Source organism: Acinetobacter sp. 778_lipA, from assembly GCF_058242985.1.
The window spans coordinates 2,065,235-2,082,298 of sequence record NZ_JBZAYT010000001.1; the positions used below are offsets into that span (position 1 = coordinate 2,065,235).

Annotated in this window: 18 protein-coding genes and 1 pseudogene; 8 read left to right on the forward strand and 11 right to left on the reverse strand. The window is 38.6% G+C overall.

Translation table 11 applies throughout. The features are described from left to right. Positions 1–3: 3 nt before the first annotated feature. From AC4CUY_RS09820 to AC4CUY_RS09830, 3 genes are all read right to left on the reverse strand, one after another. A complete protein-coding gene (locus tag AC4CUY_RS09820) occupies positions 4–1,287 on the reverse strand; it encodes an NAD(P)/FAD-dependent oxidoreductase (RefSeq protein WP_483771034.1) in 1,284 nt (427 codons plus the stop codon). Continuing rightward, positions 1,284–2,270, reverse strand: a complete 987-nt coding sequence (locus tag AC4CUY_RS09825; RefSeq protein ID WP_483771033.1) for an acyl-CoA desaturase — start codon at positions 2,268–2,270, stop codon at positions 1,284–1,286. The genes AC4CUY_RS09820 and AC4CUY_RS09825 overlap by 4 nt, the downstream gene beginning before the upstream one ends. A 134-nt stretch (positions 2,271–2,404) precedes the next feature. After that, positions 2,405–2,953 (reverse strand): lipocalin family protein, encoded by a 549-nt coding sequence (locus tag AC4CUY_RS09830; protein WP_087012923.1) that lies wholly within the window; start codon positions 2,951–2,953, stop codon positions 2,405–2,407. 432 nt (positions 2,954–3,385) lie between these two features. On the opposite strand from AC4CUY_RS09830, the gene AC4CUY_RS09835 reads away from it, so the two are divergent. Then, positions 3,386–3,460, forward strand: coding sequence for a DUF2256 domain-containing protein (locus AC4CUY_RS09835; RefSeq protein ID WP_228148482.1), 75 nt, complete (start codon positions 3,386–3,388; stop codon positions 3,458–3,460). Positions 3,461–3,492: 32 nt separating this feature from the next. Here the strand turns inward: AC4CUY_RS09835 and AC4CUY_RS09840 are convergent, their stop codons facing one another. From AC4CUY_RS09840 to AC4CUY_RS09850, 3 genes are all read right to left on the reverse strand, one after another. Then, positions 3,493–3,747 carry a TIGR03643 family protein gene (locus AC4CUY_RS09840; RefSeq protein WP_087013149.1) on the reverse strand — a complete coding sequence of 85 codons (255 nt, stop codon included), beginning with the start codon at positions 3,745–3,747 and terminating at the stop codon, positions 3,493–3,495. 158 nt (positions 3,748–3,905) lie between these two features. Further along, complete coding sequence (uraH, locus tag AC4CUY_RS09845) at positions 3,906–4,307, reverse strand: hydroxyisourate hydrolase (protein ID WP_087012925.1); 402 nt, start codon at positions 4,305–4,307, stop codon at positions 3,906–3,908. Between the two features lie 10 nt (positions 4,308–4,317). Beyond that, complete coding sequence (locus AC4CUY_RS09850; RefSeq protein WP_171304210.1) at positions 4,318–4,806, reverse strand: GlcG/HbpS family heme-binding protein; 489 nt, start codon at positions 4,804–4,806, stop codon at positions 4,318–4,320. A gap of 106 nt (positions 4,807–4,912) precedes the next feature. Between AC4CUY_RS09850 and AC4CUY_RS09855 the strand changes: the two are divergent. The 3 genes and pseudogenes from AC4CUY_RS09855 to AC4CUY_RS09865 all read left to right on the forward strand — a co-directional run bounded on the left by AC4CUY_RS09855 (position 4,913) and on the right by AC4CUY_RS09865 (position 7,689). After that, a pseudogene (locus tag AC4CUY_RS09855) lies at positions 4,913–5,584 on the forward strand (heavy metal response regulator transcription factor). Then, positions 5,581–6,966: a heavy metal sensor histidine kinase gene (locus AC4CUY_RS09860; RefSeq protein ID WP_483771071.1), complete on the forward strand. Its 1,386-nt coding sequence runs from the start codon at positions 5,581–5,583 to the stop codon at positions 6,964–6,966. Before AC4CUY_RS09855 ends, AC4CUY_RS09860 begins: the two are co-directional and overlap by 4 nt. A 282-nt stretch (positions 6,967–7,248) precedes the next feature. After that, positions 7,249–7,689: a winged helix-turn-helix transcriptional regulator gene (locus AC4CUY_RS09865; protein WP_346312865.1), complete on the forward strand. Its 441-nt coding sequence runs from the start codon at positions 7,249–7,251 to the stop codon at positions 7,687–7,689. A 50-nt stretch (positions 7,690–7,739) separates the two neighbouring features. Here the strand turns inward: AC4CUY_RS09865 and AC4CUY_RS09870 are convergent, their stop codons facing one another. The 4 genes from AC4CUY_RS09870 to AC4CUY_RS09885 are packed head-to-tail and all read right to left on the reverse strand — an operon-like array spanning position 7,740 to position 11,354. Next, a complete protein-coding gene (locus AC4CUY_RS09870) occupies positions 7,740–8,993 on the reverse strand; it encodes an NADH:flavin oxidoreductase/NADH oxidase family protein (protein ID WP_483771032.1) in 1,254 nt (417 codons plus the stop codon). Between the two features lie 8 nt (positions 8,994–9,001). After that, positions 9,002–9,388 (reverse strand): helicase, encoded by a 387-nt coding sequence (locus tag AC4CUY_RS09875; RefSeq protein WP_136143775.1) that lies wholly within the window; start codon positions 9,386–9,388, stop codon positions 9,002–9,004. 51 nt (positions 9,389–9,439) lie between these two features. Then, positions 9,440–10,303: an alpha/beta fold hydrolase gene (locus tag AC4CUY_RS09880; protein ID WP_136143774.1), complete on the reverse strand. Its 864-nt coding sequence runs from the start codon at positions 10,301–10,303 to the stop codon at positions 9,440–9,442. A gap of 37 nt (positions 10,304–10,340) precedes the next feature. Then, positions 10,341–11,354: an alpha/beta fold hydrolase gene (locus AC4CUY_RS09885; RefSeq protein ID WP_490774039.1), complete on the reverse strand. Its 1,014-nt coding sequence runs from the start codon at positions 11,352–11,354 to the stop codon at positions 10,341–10,343. Between the two features lie 228 nt (positions 11,355–11,582). Here AC4CUY_RS09885 and AC4CUY_RS09890 point away from each other — a divergent pair, with 228 nt between their 5' ends. Both AC4CUY_RS09890 and AC4CUY_RS09895 read left to right on the forward strand, forming a co-directional pair. Continuing rightward, entirely contained in the window at positions 11,583–12,386 is an 804-nt protein-coding gene (locus AC4CUY_RS09890) for an oxidoreductase (RefSeq protein ID WP_483771030.1), read from the forward strand. 49 nt (positions 12,387–12,435) lie between these two features. Continuing rightward, the gene (locus AC4CUY_RS09895) at positions 12,436–13,434 is read left to right on the forward strand and encodes an NADP-dependent oxidoreductase (protein ID WP_490774040.1); all 999 of its coding nucleotides are present in this window, start codon (positions 12,436–12,438) and stop codon (positions 13,432–13,434) included. 117 nt (positions 13,435–13,551) lie between these two features. Here AC4CUY_RS09895 and AC4CUY_RS09900 read toward each other — a convergent pair whose 3' ends face one another. Next, positions 13,552–14,253, reverse strand: coding sequence for an IS1 family transposase (locus tag AC4CUY_RS09900; RefSeq protein WP_004282341.1), 702 nt, complete (start codon positions 14,251–14,253; stop codon positions 13,552–13,554). 392 nt (positions 14,254–14,645) lie between these two features. On the opposite strand from AC4CUY_RS09900, the gene AC4CUY_RS09905 reads away from it, so the two are divergent. Together AC4CUY_RS09905 and gorA are read left to right on the forward strand one after the other, a co-directional pair. Next, the gene (locus tag AC4CUY_RS09905) at positions 14,646–15,653 is read left to right on the forward strand and encodes an alcohol dehydrogenase catalytic domain-containing protein (RefSeq protein ID WP_490774041.1); all 1,008 of its coding nucleotides are present in this window, start codon (positions 14,646–14,648) and stop codon (positions 15,651–15,653) included. A gap of 40 nt (positions 15,654–15,693) precedes the next feature. Beyond that, positions 15,694–17,046, forward strand: a complete 1,353-nt coding sequence (gene gorA, locus AC4CUY_RS09910; RefSeq protein WP_419328899.1) for a glutathione-disulfide reductase — start codon at positions 15,694–15,696, stop codon at positions 17,044–17,046. Positions 17,047–17,064: the final 18 nt, after the last annotated feature.

The following is a 17,064-nucleotide window of genomic DNA, read 5'->3' on the forward strand; positions in this document are numbered from 1 at the left end:
CTCCTAAGCCGCTTGCTCAGTGTGTTGCAGCAACTGATTTACAACCCATGAAGCACTACGCGCTCCATCTTCATGAAAGCCCCAGCCCCAGTAGGCACCACAGTATGACGTCCGGTTCTGACCATTAACCTCAGCCCAACGTTGTTGTGCCTCAATCGCGGCAGCATCAAATACTGGATGACGATAATATCGTTCTACCCATATTTTTTTCGGATCAAGGTTAAAGTTAGGATTGAGTGTGGCAAAGATTTGGGTTTTACAATTCAGGTTTTGCAACTGGTTCATCCAGTAACTGAAACCATAATGCATGCTACTATGCTGGAATGGAGTTGATTCGGTTACACGACTAGGTGTCACATGTACATGCCAGCTGGCCCATTGGCGTCTGGATTTGGGCATGATATGAGTATCGGAATGCACCACCATATGGTTATCCTGATAACGAAACTTGCCAAGTACTTCCCGCTCTTGCGCTGACGGGTCTGTAAGTAAATTCAAGCTATCATCAGCATGGCTGGCAAAAATGACCCAGTCAAAACGTTCACTGCCCTGTCCAGTTTCAATCACTACATCATTGGCACTACGGGATACATGAAGCACACCTGTCTTGCGGAAAGTCATATTCGATTGGGCCTGAATGGCACGAACATAACGAGCTGATCCACCCTTGACCGTAAGCCACGAAGGTCGCTCTTTCAGCTGCAACATACGATGGTGCTGAAAAAAGCTCACCACAAATTTATACGGAATCTGTCCAGCTTGCTCTACTGGACAGGACCATAGCGCCCCGCACATAGGATAGAGATGTTCCTGACGAAAGGCTTCGGAATAGTCATGTCGATTGAGATATGCATCAATACTGAGCTGTGCATCGACCTGTTCAATATCAATATCTTTATTCGCCGCATAGAAACGGAACAGATCCGACAACATCACGCGAAAATCAGCGTTAAAGAAGTTTTGCGGTCGGAACAACAGCGAGAATTTTTTTGAAGGATTGTACTGCAAGCCAGTGACTTGATTGTTGACCGAAAAGCCCATGTCACTGCTTTGCGATTGAATCCCGAGTTCTTTGAGCATTGCACAGAACAGTGGATAGTTATGCTCATTAAATACAATAAAGCCACTGTCCACTGCGACCTGTTCGCCATCTATATTCAACTGATGGGTATCGGTATGGCCGCCAAAGTAATTATTTTTTTCAAAGACCGTGACCTCATGTGCTTTGCTTAATTTCCAGGCCGCATACAAACCGGAAATACCTGAACCAATAATCGCGATTTTCATTGTAATTCCTTCGATTGAATCGTGTGAGCGCCCGTCGTGGTGAGTTTTTTCTGTTTTCTAAGTTGAGCAATTTTACTGACGTCATAGACCCGTTTTGGAATTGGCTTTAAGCCCCAGACTATCCCGAGCCAAGACATAATTTTTAGGAGGTAATAGGTCACATCAATCTGCCACCAGTAAAAGCCCTGTCGGGTACTGCCTGCATAATAATGGTGATTGTTGTGCCAGCCTTCGCCCAAAGTAATGATAGACAAGAATAAATTGTTGCGGCTTTGATCATCAGTGTCAAAATCACGGCTACCGTAATGATGCGCCAGTGAATTGATACATAAGGTCGCATGGATCAGCAACACGGTGGACACCACAAATCCCCAGACTAGTAATTGCAAGCCGGAAGTCCCCAGTTGCGGCCAAGCTATTGCTAGCCATTCTCCTAGCACATAAATCCCACCCGCGGTCAACAGCACCACAATTAGACTAAACCGGTCCAGCCAGATTAATTCCGGATATTTCAGCCAGTCTTTGATGACTTCTTTACGCGTGGCAAAGTTATATTCATTCAGAAACCAACCCACATGGCTATACCAAAAACCGTGGGTAGATGAATGCGGGTCTTGTGAAGAATCTGTATAGCGGTGGTGATAACGATGATGGGCTGCCCACCATAAGGGGCCACGCTGTGCACTCATGGTGCCTAGTAATACAAATAGGAACTGCACTGGACGCGAGGTCTGAAAGGTTTTATGCGATAAATAGCGATGAAAAAAAGCCGTAATGGAAAACATACGAATCAGGTAGAACAGCAGCATAAAGCCCACTGCAAACCACGACACTCCCACCCAGAACACTGCTAGACAAGCCAGATGCAACAGAATAAAGGGTAAAATCCGCTGCCACTGAATCTTGCTGTTTTCAGCCGTCAGTGTTTCGGGCGCTGTGGGTGTGGACCAACTGTCTATCCATCGCATCAGAGTTTTCAACATGGACTCATCCTACTTTCGAGCGATTGTATTTATTCTATTTGATGAGTGTAATCAGTCAGGTATGAATTTTATGTGAAGTAAATAAAAAAACCGAACTGTTGAGAGATTTATCAGTTCGGCAAAAGGTTAGCAGATTAATGAGGCAATTTGATAAGTTTTGTCACGTCATAGCCATAATCTTTCGCAGTGTTTATATATGACTGATAAGTTGCTTCATCTAGTTGCGGTTCACGTGACAAAATCCATAGGTATTTATTACTTGGGCCACCCACCAGTGCCACTTTATATTCCGGGTCTACTCGTAATACCCAGTAATGACCTTTAGTAAAGGGTATCCATCTTAAACCTTTAGGCAAAAAGCTGACCTTTAATTTGCTATTCCCCCTATTTTGCGGATATGCAACTCCTTCAGAACTTATCATCTCACCATTGGCAGTTCGACAACTATTCAATACATTCACTGTCTGATCCTCATTAACACTATATTCTGCGTTGATATTAGCTATACATTTACGCTGAAAATACATCGGTAAATGAGAAATTTCATACCATTTTCCAGCGTATTGTTGAATATCAACTTCATCTACAGCCTGAGGTGTAACAGTTTCTGCTTGAGCAGTCATAGACAAACTGATTATAGCCAGCGTCGCAGCTGTAAAAAATGACTTGAATAGAGTATTCATTTTTAAGCCTTATTTTTGATTTCATCATTAAGATAAACCAAGTAGATGTGAACAAAGCGTGAATATTAGATATCGAAATTTATTAATGTATGCTTCAGAAAATATAATTTTTTAACTTTAGGTGCTCCATTCATCACATGGCTTGAAATTTTTATAGATAAATAGGGCTTTATTCTAATCATGATGGTTTCTGTACAATCGTTGATCCGTATCTGACAAGATAGCTTTTTGGGAATCTGTATTTTCACAAAAATTGAACTGTCTAGATTTACACTGCTCTCTCTTTCATCGGGTCTGGAATGGCTATGCGTTATCAGCTTGCTACGCTTAAAGCACTGGACCGTACCCGCGATGTGATCCTGATGGCCGAAGTTGTTGAGTAAGCCACTTATCTAGCCCATCATCCTCAAAAATTGCCCTGATTTTACCGCCATACGCCCTTTTACTTGGCTCAAGAAATGGTACCGCTGCTGGGAGGAAGTACGATATCGTTCTGAACGATGTTAACGTGAGTCAAGACGGTAGTCAAAATCAAATACTTAGAAACGCTTGTATTGCCGTGAACAATAGGCCCGTATCACATCGGGTGAACGCAGCTGCAGATGCTTGGTTTTTCGGCCGGTCACGCGTTCACGCCACATTTTAAAACTAGATGCTTTCAAGTTTTTTCGCATGAAACGAATCACAGTTGCTTCATTTAAACCATACTCACGTTGAATAGCTTCAAAAGGAGTTCGATCTTCCCAAGCCATTTCGATAATTCTGGATATGTCTTCTTCAGAAAATTGATTCATACCATTCTCGTTTTTAATCATCATGAAGCGTCAATAAGCTTTATCAACTCTAATCTGACTAAAATCATAACAATACAATCATGAATTTTTTGTGATTTTTCTCTAATTTAAGGACTAAACACAAATAAAAGGGCTAGTTAGACTAGCCCTTTTAAATCTTAGTTGCCTCTATAAGTCGAATATCCATAAGGGCTTAAAAGTAGAGGAATATGATAATGGCTGACACTTCCATCCACTTTAAAAATGACAGGGATTTCAGGAAAGAAAGTATTTTGATTGTTCTTTTTAAACCAGTTTTCTGTTTTAAATGTGACTTTATAAGTGCCTGCTTCGAACTTCTGATTTTCAGGAAAAAGTGCAGTAATACGGCCATTGGAACCCGTATATTGCTGATTTAACTTTACCCATTTATTCCCAGTACTTTTTTCGAGTACCACCTCGACTTGAGCCGAAGGCAGCCCATTTTCCAGATTCAACACATGCACACTTAAGGGGTTAGTTTGTGCAAAAGTCATTGAGGTCAATAATAGCGTTGAGAGTGGCAATAATTTTTTAAACATGATGGATTCCTTAAGGATTGAAAATAGACTGAACAGCTGTTTCAGCGCAGTAATGGTCATTTTTTGCGCCCCCTGCTCCCGCAACGCCGATGGCACCGACCACTTTGTTTTCATAGCGCACAGGGAAACCGCCGCCTAACAACAGTAAATTTGATAAGGTCGTTAAATTTTTTGTATCCTTGTTTTCATGAGCATTTTGGCTCAATAACAAGGTAGTTGTTTTAGTCGATAAAGCGGTAAAAGCCTTTTTCTCGGCAGCCCCCAAATTATGTGGTCCGACATTTTCATTCCTGCTCGCGAGCAAGGTATTTCCGCCTTGATCAACCACCACTACAGCAATGTTATGTTGTATTTTTTGACACGCAGTCATCGCAGCATCAACAAGAGTTTGTGCTGCTTTAAAATCAAGTGAGTAAACTTGATTCAATTGAATCGTTTGTGCAAAAGTACTGCTACTCATCAGCATTACTGTTGCAATAAGCCCTTTGAGTTTGTTCATCATGATTGCCCTGAATTAATTTTTAAAAAATCTTATACAACCTGAATGATTTGAAGCATGACAATTACATTACAAAGTTGTCATCTTCAAAATGAGTCTGAATAAAATGTGTATTCTTATTATCGAAGATGAAGTGAAGATCGCCTCATATCTGGTTAAGGGTTTAAGTGAATCTGGCTATGCAGCTGAATGTGTTCATTCAGGACTAGAAGGCTTGGAAAAATTAAAAATGCATTCATATAGTTTGGTCATATTAGATGTAATGCTGCCCGATATCGATGGCTGGGCGGTATTGAAAATATTGCGACAATTTTCCAATATTCCCGTGATTTTTTTAACTGCATAAGACCAGATTATCGATAGGGTTAAAGGTCTAGAATTGGGTGCTGATGACTACTTAGCCAAACCTTTTTCTTATATTGAATTACTGGCTCGAATTAAAAGTTTGCTTAGGCGGCAACTGTATTTGCAGGAAAATGAGTTAGAGATTGGTAACTTAAGAATGGACCCGATTCATCACAAAGTTTGGCGTAATGATCAGCTGATAGAACTTAGCAAAAAAGAATTTAATCTTTTGCGCTTTCTACTCCTTCATCAAAATGAAATTATTACGCGCAGGCAAATAGCTTCTGAAGTTTGGCATATTAATTTTGATACCGATACGAACTTTATAGATGTAGCGGTGCGGCGCTTACGCAGTAAAATTGATGAAGGGCATGAAATAAAATTAATTCATACTGTTCGTGGTCTCGGTTATAGAGTTTCGGTAGAAAAATAATGTTGAAACCAATTCCCTCGCTAGAACTACGATTAACGCTATTGGTCACAAGTTGCGCTGCAATAGTCTTGTGTACTGTAGCATTTATGACCTATCTAGGCATCAACCAGATTTTAATTACCCAACAAGATCGGGCTTTGGTTGAGCGAATTGAGCGCTTGGAAATTTTGCTTCAAGATAGTAGCAATATCGAACAGATTATCGCTCGCCCGAAGCTGTATCAAAATATGTTGGGAAATAAGGATAATTTGTTTCTATTGATTCGGGGCGATCATATTCTCATTAATATCAATCCGCTTTCTATTCCGCTGCCTCAATTCACTCATGAACCCCAAATTCAATTTCGTGATTTATCTGCTCATGCCTACCCAACCCGTATTGCTTGGAAAACCATCAAAATCAATCAACAACCTTATGTTTTAATTGCTGGAAAACAGTGGTCTGAAAGGCTAGCGATTCTTTCGCCATTTCAAAAAAAACTTTTCATTTATGTTTTTACAGGTCTGTTAGCTATATTTATTCTCTGTGCGATTGCAAGTCGTGTGGGATTAAACTCTTTAACATCTCTACGAAAGCAGACTCATGCGATTAATATTCACAAACTTGAGCAAAGATTAAATGTGACAAGTCCTCCACAAGAAATTGAACAGCTTGCATCAGATATCAATGCCATGCTCGAGCGAATTGAAATGGGGTATGAACAAATAAATCGTTTCTCTGAAGACATTGCACATGAATTTAGAACCCCATTGAACAATTTAATCGGTCAAACCGAAATTTTAATTATGAGTGAACGCAGTCCCGCACAGTATCAAGAACTCTTGATTTCAAACTTAGAAGACTATCAACGTTTAAAAAGAATGGTTGATAGTATGTTATTTTTAGCCCGCGCAGATACTCATAACGTTCTCATACACAAGCAACAGATTCAAGTTCAATCATTACTAGAAAATGTTTGCAATATTTTGCAATATCAAGCAGAAGAACAATCATGTAAATTTGTTTTCAGGCTAGAGGCATCTGAGTTGTGGGCTGATCTAGAACTAGTGCAACAAGCACTTTATAATCTTATTTCAAATGCACTGATTCATGGAGGCAACCACAAAACTATTTATATCAACAGCAATAAAAAACTAATCAACAACACCATTATGCTCGTATTATCAGTTACCACTAGTCAATTAGAAATTCCCTCTGAGTATTTGGATCATCTTTTTGAAAGATTTTATCAGTGTAATACCAGTAGAAATACTTATCATAGAACTGGTGGATTAGGTCTATCTATTGTAGCTTCAATCATGACTCTTCATCAGGGAACATATCATGCATTCAATAGCTCCGAAGGTATATGCTTTGAATTGTGTTTTCCTAAAGCTCTATAATTTAGTTTTTATCTTTTAATAATTATTTATCTCACCACTATGAATATAGTGTAAATTTTTGATTGTTATATAGATAACACTTGCAATTTAGTTCATTAATACTGATATGGTGGGTTTTATTCCTTTTTATATCAAGTTTTACATAATAAAATTTATGAGAACTTATAAAGCAAAAACAGAAGTTATTGATGAATAACTTTTCTTTAAAAAGTAAAGCATAGTTGAATAAGTCAGAGTATGTTACTATTGTTTTAGTAGTAACTTTCAAATTTATTAATTCTTATGAGTAAAAATACCAATCTTGAAGTCTGTCCAATCGCAAGAAGTCTTTCAGTTCTTGGCGATGCTTGGAGCATGTTAATTTTGCGTGATGCACATGCTGGTTTTACTCGATTTGATCAATTTCGTAAAAGCTTAGGTATTGCGCCTACAATGCTAACTAAACGCTTATCCGTTTTGGTTGATGAAGGATTGCTTGAAAAAAGACAATATTCAGAACATCCTCCACGTGAAGAATATGTACTCACTCAAGCAGGCCAAGATTTTCTACCAGTCCTATTTGTAATTGGAGCATGGGGACGTAAACACAAACCTTATGAGCATCCTGAAGAAATGGTTAAGTTTCTTGATGCTGAAAATGGTACTGAAATTGAACCAATCGTAATTGATCAGGTAACTGGTGCGGAAATTGGTACACGACTTATTCGCCAACAAGGTGAATAATGCTAACAAGCACCCTTTCTGGGTGCTTTTTTATAGGTTCAACGAGTGGTTTATGATTTTATCCGGGTCCGTTGTGTCGCATACGTTCCCCAACCACTACGTAAAACAGATTTAATAAATGCCCATAAACCGCTTTCTTTAGGTTTTGGTGCTTTACCTTGAGCAATACGGCTAAGTTGTTGGGTATACCACAGCACTTCCATAATCCCAAGACTATCGATTTTTTTAATGCCAGTCTTAATCGGTTGAACCGCTTGTTTGCTATTGGTTCCTGCTAACAAATATTTGGGAGCATCAGGGTCTATCGCCATGAGTCTTGCAATTCCAACAACATCAAATGCATTAGATTCTAACGCTTGACTCATCCCCTCCGCACTTCTAAAACCTCCTGTCACCATCAAGGGAGTTTTTACATGTGCTCTAACCTTTTCTGCAAAATCAATAAAAAATGCTTCACGTATAATCGTTGAAGATTTTTGTGGTGCTTTAGCTACACCAGACTCATAGGTGCCACCTGAAATTTCAATCAGATCAATCCCTGCGGCTGCTAATGCCTTAATAACCTCTAAAGAATCCTCTTCAGTAAATCCACCCTTTTGGAAATCAGCTGAATTAAGTTTTATGGCTATAGGAAAATCTGCACCGACCTGTTTTCGTATTTCTGTATAAACGTCCATTAGAAACTTACGACGTTTTTCAGGTGTACCACCCCACTCGTCAGTTCTTAAATTGTGTAATGGAGATAAAAACTGATTAATCAAATAGCCATGTGCAGCATGGATTTCAACACCACTAAATCCAGCATTTTTGCATATCACAGCACTACGACCAAAGCGTTGAATGATCTCTATGATCTCGTCATGAGTTGCTTCATCTGGGGTAGCAAATAAAGACTGCATTTCAGTACCAAATGGCACTGCTGATGCAGAAATATTACGAGCATTTAATCCTTTTGGTGATTGTTTCCCCGGATGATTCAATTGTGCCCACAATTGTGAACCTTGCTCTGTAACAGTTTTCGCCCACTTCTTCAAAATTTCGAAATCACGCTCATCTTCAATCACAACGTTCCCTGGTTCACCTAAGGCACGTCGATCAATCATAATATTACCCGTGATAATCATGCCAATCCCTGAAGACGCCCAGCGTTGATATAAACGTATATGCTTTTCAGTTGGATTATTGGAATAGGTGGCTAAGGTTTCACTGGTTGCTGCTTTAGCCAAACGATTTGGAATCACCACACCATTCGGTAAAGTTAAAGGCTGATTTAGGAGATTCGTTTTTAATGGCAAATGAGTCATAGCTTCGCTCACACAGTTGAAGATAATTTAGAATGAGGTTGAATAAAGTCCACTAGACTTTGAAACCACATCACATCTACAAAGTTTCCAGTAATCACAAGATCCTGTGTTCTAAGCGCTGTTAAAAATGTATTCACACTATCTTTAGCTGACAACACTGTAAAACCCTTACTACCTGTTTTAAAGGTAAAAGTAAAACTTGGAGATTTAGTTTGTCCAGCATAAGACTTTATCTTGCCATTTTTGACTTCAAAATAACGCCCTTCACCACTTGTCGTTTGGATTTGGAATGTGACATTTTTATCTTTCACGTATGCAGCACATCTTGGATTGGTTTTCACAGCTCGTTGTAATAGCTTAGTCAACATCCACAGTAATAATTTAAATTTCATCACTTTATTTCTCAGTTCATCAATATATAAAAACTCTAAGGAAATTCTGATCGATTACTCATCTAAAAACTGTATGGCATGCTTAACGAATCGTTCTGGATACTGAAACTGTGCGCCATGCCCAGCATCTGGGTAAATGAATAGCTGTGCATTTGGAATATTTAGTGCCATCTGATAGGCATTAATCGTCGGAATCATTACATCATCCACACCATTCAGAATAAAAGTCGGCTGTTTAATCTCACGCAAATGCGCAAATGGATCTTGTTCATCAAGCTTCGGTAAAAAGTGCATATTGGCTTCAATCTGAGCCTGCATCACATCGACTGAACTTGCGGGATCCTGATCTTTACGCAGATGGCGACGTTGCCAAAAATCACGACCTGCTTGAATTGCTTTTGGCGATCGACCAAAAAATAAAAATAGAAAGTCTTCTTCAGAAGGTACAGCACTGGTTGCATGCTTCAAGACCAACGCTGGTACATCTGGATCATCACCACGTGGTTTTCCTCCTCTTGGGCCTGTACCCAAAAGCATTAATTTTCTAACCAGTGCAGGGTGACGACGTACCAAATCCTGTGCCTGAAATCCTCCTAGTGAAAAACCGAGTAGATCGACTTGATTTAAATTCAATGCACGAATCACTGCGGCAGCATCATCAGCCATATCCTCAATGCGGTTACGTGGCTGACCAGTGGATGAAGCAACACCACGACCATTGAATAAAATGATTTCTCGCCCTGCTGCTAACCCATCAGTAATTAACGGATCCCAATTGTCCAAACCACCACGGAAATGTTGCAGAAAAAATAAAGGTGGTTGTTGAGTATCTGGATTCCCCCAGCGACGATATGCAAAAGTTGCTCCATCGACTTCAATGAATTGAGTCTCGGCTGTTTGGTGTGTAATCGTAGTCATCGTCTTTATCCTTTTTTATACATGGTTAAGTTGGAATCTATTTCGCTAAGAAAGTGAGCGATTGCTTGACGAAATCTTGATGAAACTGAAAGATTCCACCATGTCCTGCATCTGGATAAATGATGAGCGAGCTATTTGGAAGGCGTTTTGCCAAGTCATAGGTATTCACCGTTGGAACCATCCGATCATGATCACCATTCGCCACTAAGACGGGTTGTTGAATAACTGAAAGGTCAGCAGGTTTTTTACTTCCCCATTTTTTTAAGGCTTTAAGCTGGGCACGATAGGCAGAAAGCATTATTTCTTTATCACGATTTTCAGTACGTTCATTTATACGTTGCACAAATGCTTTTGCAGCAGCTTTACCATTTTCTGTCCGAGTAAAAAATAAATAGACTTTAGGGTCTTGGCGAGTCGCCATACCACGAACTAAATCCCAATTAGAAACTCGCCCGACTGTACTGATTCCTGTTCCACCAGCGGGGCCAGTTCCCGATAGGATCATTTTTCGGATCAATTGCGGCTGTTTTAAAACAATCTCTTGCGAAATCATGCCGCCCATTGAAAAACCAAATAAATCGACTTTTTTGAATCCTTTCGCTTGAATAAAAGTAATAGCATCATCTGCCATTTGTTCAATTGACTTTGCGGGTTCACCCGTAGAAGCACCAACACCACGATTATCAAAAACCACCACGTGATGTTTCGCGGCAATTCCATCAATGATTCTTGGATCCCAATTGTCTAAGACAGCAGCTAAATGATTGAGAAAAATTATAGGCGTTCCACCATTTTGTTGACCATATTCTCGGTAAGCGAAGTTAACTCCGCCTGCATTAATAATTTGGGTCGGTACATTCTTCCAATTTGTATCTTGCTGAGGGTTCTGAGCAGCTTGCTGATTGACAACGAGGTTAGATGACACTTTATTTGCCTGAGTCACGGGGTCACGAAAAGAAATAGATGCCACCGTCTCTGCCTGAGTTAATGGGGAACTAAAGATAGAGACCACCGTTAATCCTATCGCAATTGTATTTAATAGAAATTTCATTTGTTTTGTTCCTCACATTCTATTCATTTAACTGTTTTTTATGAGCAATCTATTGAGATTAACGGCATATATTTACAGTCAGTACTTATTTAGTACTTAATATACTCCCCAAAAATTACACTGTCACTATCTTTTTAGTAGTAACTATTTTAATTTTAGATTATGATCAAAACATCAAGGTGAAATTGGTTATCCAATCACCAATATATTACAAGTGAGAAATTTGGTATGACGAGTAAAGTAGTTCTAATTACAGGTGCATCTTCTGGTATTGGTTTAGCAACAGCAGAGCTTTTACATGAGGCAGGATTTATTGTTTATGGTACGAGTCGACGTGCAAATAGTGCATCGAAATATAAATTCCATCTGATTGAGCTAGATGTAAATAATGATGATTCGGTGAATCATGCAATAGAAAAAGTAATTCAGAATGAAGGTCGAATTGATGTTTTGATCAATAATGCAGGATTTGCCATTGCACCAGCTGGCGCTGAAGAAAGTTCGATGCAACAAGCTCAAGCTATTTTTGATACCAATTTTTTTGGTGCTGTCCGAATGACCCGTGCAGTACTTCCTGTGATGCGTGAACAGAAATCTGGACTTATTCTCAATATCAGTTCAATTTTAGGGCTTTTACCAACACCGTTTGGTGCGCTTTATTCTGCTTCAAAACATGCACTTGAGGGTTATTCAGAGTCTTTAGATCATGAGTTAAGGTCTCAAGGCATTCGTGTTTCTCTTATTGAACCTGCTTACACCAAAACCTCATTAGGAATAAACTTACTTGAAGCAGATGCAAAAGTCTCAGCGTATGACCACATTCGTGAGAAGTTACATCAACAAATGATAAAATCAATTTATAAGTCAGATGATCCGAGTGTTGTTGCTAAGACCATTTTAACGGTTATCAACAGTCAAAACATATTACCCCGCTATACTTCAGGCAAGGCAGCAAAACATTTGAAAAATTTACGAAAATTTGCCCCAGTAAAGATCTTTGACACATTAATTCAACGCAGCTTGAAAGTTTAATGATGCTTATAAAACGTTAAAACAAAATTCAAAAAACAGAGGTCCTAATATGAAAGCAGCCTACATTAACCGCTACGGCAATATCAATGATGTACAACTGGATGAACAATCCAAACCAGTTCTAACAGAAAATGATGTACGCATTAAAGTTCATGCCGCAAGTATTAACCCACTTGACTTAAGAGTTTTAGAAGGTGAATTTAAGGCAATTCTGCCCGTTCAATTTCCTTTTATTTTAGGCAATGATTTTGCAGGTACGGTGGTTGAAGTTGGAGCAAATGTTACTCAGTTCAAAGTCGGTGATGAAGTGTATGCCAAGACAGATCTGAATGGTGCTTTTGCCGAATATACGGTCGTACATCAATCGTCACTTGCGCTAAAACCTAAAAATATTTCTATGGAACTCGCGGCTTCTCTTCCCCTTGTTTCTTTGACTGCATGGCAGGCTTTGGTCGAAATTGCGAAAGTTCGAGCAGGACAAAAAGTATTGATTCATGCTGGTTCAGGCGGTGTTGGCTCAATTGCTATTCAGCTTGCGAAACACTTAGGTGCAAGTGTTGCAACAACGACGAGTGGTAAAAATGCACAATGGGTCAAAGCATTAGGAGCAGATATTATCATTGATTACAAAACAACTGATTTTGAACAAGTGCTTAAAGACTATGACGTAGTCTTAGATACACAAGGTGGAAAAATTTTAGAGAAATCTCTAAATGTTCTTAAACGTGGTGGTCGAATTATCAGTATCTCTGGTCCACCTGATCGTGATTTCGTAGAAGCAATTCATGCAAATTGGTTATTAAAATGTATTATTCCTCTTTTAAGTTGGTCAATCCGGAATAAAGCCAAAAAGAGAGGAATTACTTACTCATTTTTGTTTATGCAGCCGAATGGTCAGCAGCTATCTGAAATTTCAAAATTAGTAGAGTTTGGGAAAATAAATCCAATCGTTGATAAGACATATACATTTACAGAGATTAAAGATGCTTTCCAATATGTGAATACTGGACGAGCAAAAGGTAAAGTTGTCTTAAAAATTGCAGAATAAATTCAGGGAAAAGAGAAAAAGGCATCTTTTGATGCTTTTTCCTCAATAAACGAGAGTAGGCCTCAATCGAATGAAAGAACTTATGGTTTTGGTGGTGTTTCAAAAAGTATGCTGGCATTAAACGAATCCATTATTGATATAAAAGAATACTAAATCAAAGGCTTTGAAATGATTTTCAAGCTTTTTGGAGAAGTTGCAGCTTCTCCTAAAGCCTCGCCTGATTCGATGCCGTAATCGACAATTATTGCCTTCTATACCCACAGTGAAAAATTTACCAATCAACTGTTTGCATTCTTTAAAGGTCGTAACAAAGCTATCCCAATGGTCACTTGATATACATGTATAGCTTACACCTAACTGCTTCAATTTTAATTTAAGTCGTTTTGCAGTGGCTAAATCTCGGTTACCCCATACATAAGCAACAATTTCACCTGTTTCTCGATGATAGGCATAAATTAGCCATTGTTTATTTTGCTTATGACCAACAAAAGTCCAAAACTCATCTACTTCAAGGGTTTCATAATGACTTTGCTGTGCTCGAAGTTGATATTTTGATTGGCTAAGTGTCCGTAGAACTTTACCGATACTTACTCTTTCAATTTCTGCTATATCCCTGACACCACTGCCTCGCACCATGAGGTGTAATATTTTGGTTTTGATACCTGAGTGACAGCCTTGATAACTGAGAGCATGATCACCAATAAATTGACGTCTGCATATTTTACATTGGTAATTTTGCTTACCATCTACTTTTGTGCCATTTTTCTTTATACTGTCACTTAGGCAGGCTGGACACTTGATTTCTAGAGTTATTCGCATTTCTCTATTTTATCAAAATCCAACCTGCTTTTTTTCAGCATACTTTTTGAAACACCACCATGGTTTTAAGCTTATTTTTAATAAAAATCTTAGGTTCATGAACCATCTTCTTTTAAGTAAATTAATTTATCCAAATAAACAATTGAAACTAAAAGATAAATTTTAATAATTTATTATGAACTAGAACTCAGGTGAACATAAGTTAAGTAAGATATCTAAGACTGTAGCCTACACAACACTGTTGTTGCTACAGCATTTTGCGCTTTCGCATTAGTCAATGCCTTGCTTTTTCATCGAAACATTTTCTTTCTAATCTAAAAAGAAAATATGCTTTGTTTACAAAATGGCTCAAGTCTATTTTAGATATCACTTATATTCTGAGCACATTAAATATGTATAAAGCCTTACAAGTTTCTGAAACTGGACAGCTAGAGCTGGTAAAGAAAGAAATATCTATGCCATTAAAAGATCAAGTTCTTATTAAAGTTGAAGCTTGTGGTATGTGTGGCGCAGATCTATCTGATATTTCAGGTGAAAATCAATTATTGCGTGTACCTGGTCATGAAGTTATTGGACGCATTATTGCATTAGGCGAAAATGTACCAACGATTTGGAAAATGGGACAGCGTGTCGGTGTTGGCCGATTAGGTGGACATTGCAATGAATGTGATCAATGCCGTCAAGGTGCTTTTGTCCACTGTACAAATCAAACGTATATTGGTAGCAATCAAGATGGTGGTTATGCAGAGTTAATGCTTGCAAAAGCAACAGGATTAGTTGCAATTCCTGAAGGTCTAGATTCTGTTGATGCTGCCCCCCTACTCTGTGCTGGTCTGGCAACATTCAATGCTTTAAAAAAATCTGGTGCTCAAGCTGGCGATTTAGTTGCAATTCAAGGTATCGGTGGTCTAGGTCATTTGGCACTGCAATATGCCCATAAAATGGGATTTAGAGTTGTTGCAATCGGACGTGGTGATGACATCTCAGATGATGTCAAAAAACTTGGTGCACATATTTATATTGATACCAATACCCAAGATACTATCGCCGAATTACAGAAACTAGGAGGTGCTAAGCTCATTTTAACAACCGTTGGTAATGAGTCAGTTGTTGTATCTCCTTTAATGGCTGGATTAGAACCTAAAGGAAAACTCATTCTATTAGGTGCAGGAAAAGATCCTCTTTCACTATCTTCTGGGAAATTAGTCGTTGGAGAGAATATTATTCAAGGCTCTTTAACAGGAACACCTCACGTTTCAGAAAAAACGCTCGATTTTAGTCTATTAGCAAATATTCTTCCTGAAATAGAAACTGTACCGTTAGTAGGTGTTAATGATGCTTTACAACGTTTAAGAGCAGGAGATGTTAAGTTTAGATTTGTCATTCAAATGAATGCTTAAGTCTTTAACTTTTTAAATCTAAAAAACAGGAATTTCATTTATGTCTAAACACTATGATTATATTGCGATTGGCGGAGGCAGTGGCGGTATTGCATCAGTCAATCGTGCTGCCATGTATGGTAAGAAATGTGCACTGATAGAAATGGGTGATATTGGTGGAACCTGTGTCAACGTAGGTTGTGTTCCTAAAAAAGTGATGTGGTATTCAGCTCAAATTGCCGATGCGATTCATAAATATGGTCCTGACTATGGCTTTAATACAGAATTGAAATCCTTTAACTGGAAGAAATTAGTTGAAAACAGACAAGCCTATATCAGCCGAATACATACATCGTATGACACAGGACTAGCTAAAAATAATGTTGATGTCATTCGAGGTTTTGCAAAATTTTTAGATGCTCAAACAATTGAAGTAAATGGTGAAACGTACACAGCTGACCATATTTTAATTGCTACGGGGACTCAAGCATTCAAACCTGAAATTGACGGTGCTGAATATGGTATTGATTCCAATGGTTTCTTCGAATTAGAACACTTACCGAAGCGGACTGCTATTGTTGGTTCTGGCTATATTGCTGTGGAGTTGGCAGGTGTTCTTTATGCATTGGGTTCGGATGTACAATTATTTATTCGTAAACATCAGCCTTTGCGTGGATTAGATCATTTCCTTGGTAAAACACTATTAGAGAATATGCGCAGTGAAAATATTAACGTGCATACTCATAGTCAGATTAACAAAGTGACTAAAGTTGAAGACAACTCACTTGTATTACACCTAGAAGATGGTAGAGAACATACCGTAGATTGCTTGATTTGGGCAATTGGTAGAAAACCTGCAACTGAAGCGATCAATCTTAATAAGACTCAAGTTCAATTGAACGAGAATCACTTTATTCATGTTGATGCATATCAAAATACAACACAGTCTGGCATTTATGCAGTGGGTGATATTACAGGTAAAGTCGAGTTAACTCCAGTTGCTGTGGCAGCGGGTCGAAGACTGTCTGAACGTTTATTTAACAATAAGCCAAATGAACATTTAGATTATGAAAATATTCCGACTGTGGTGTTTAGTCACCCACCTATTGGAACAGTTGGATTAACCGAAGATCAAGCGATAGAAAAATTTGGTAAAGATGCCATCAAAATTTATAGTTCTTCCTTTACATCCATGTATACAGCGATAACAGAACATCGACAACTCACAAAAATGAAATTAATTTGTGTAGGAACTGATGAGAAAGTGGTCGGAATTCATGGTATTGGATACGGTATGGATGAAATTCTGCAAGGCTTTGCTGTTGCTTTAAAAATGGGAGCAACTAAAAAAGACTTCGATAACACTTTAGCAATTCATCCGACTTCTGCTGAAGAATTCGTCACAATGCGTTAATCATTGATCATCTAAAAG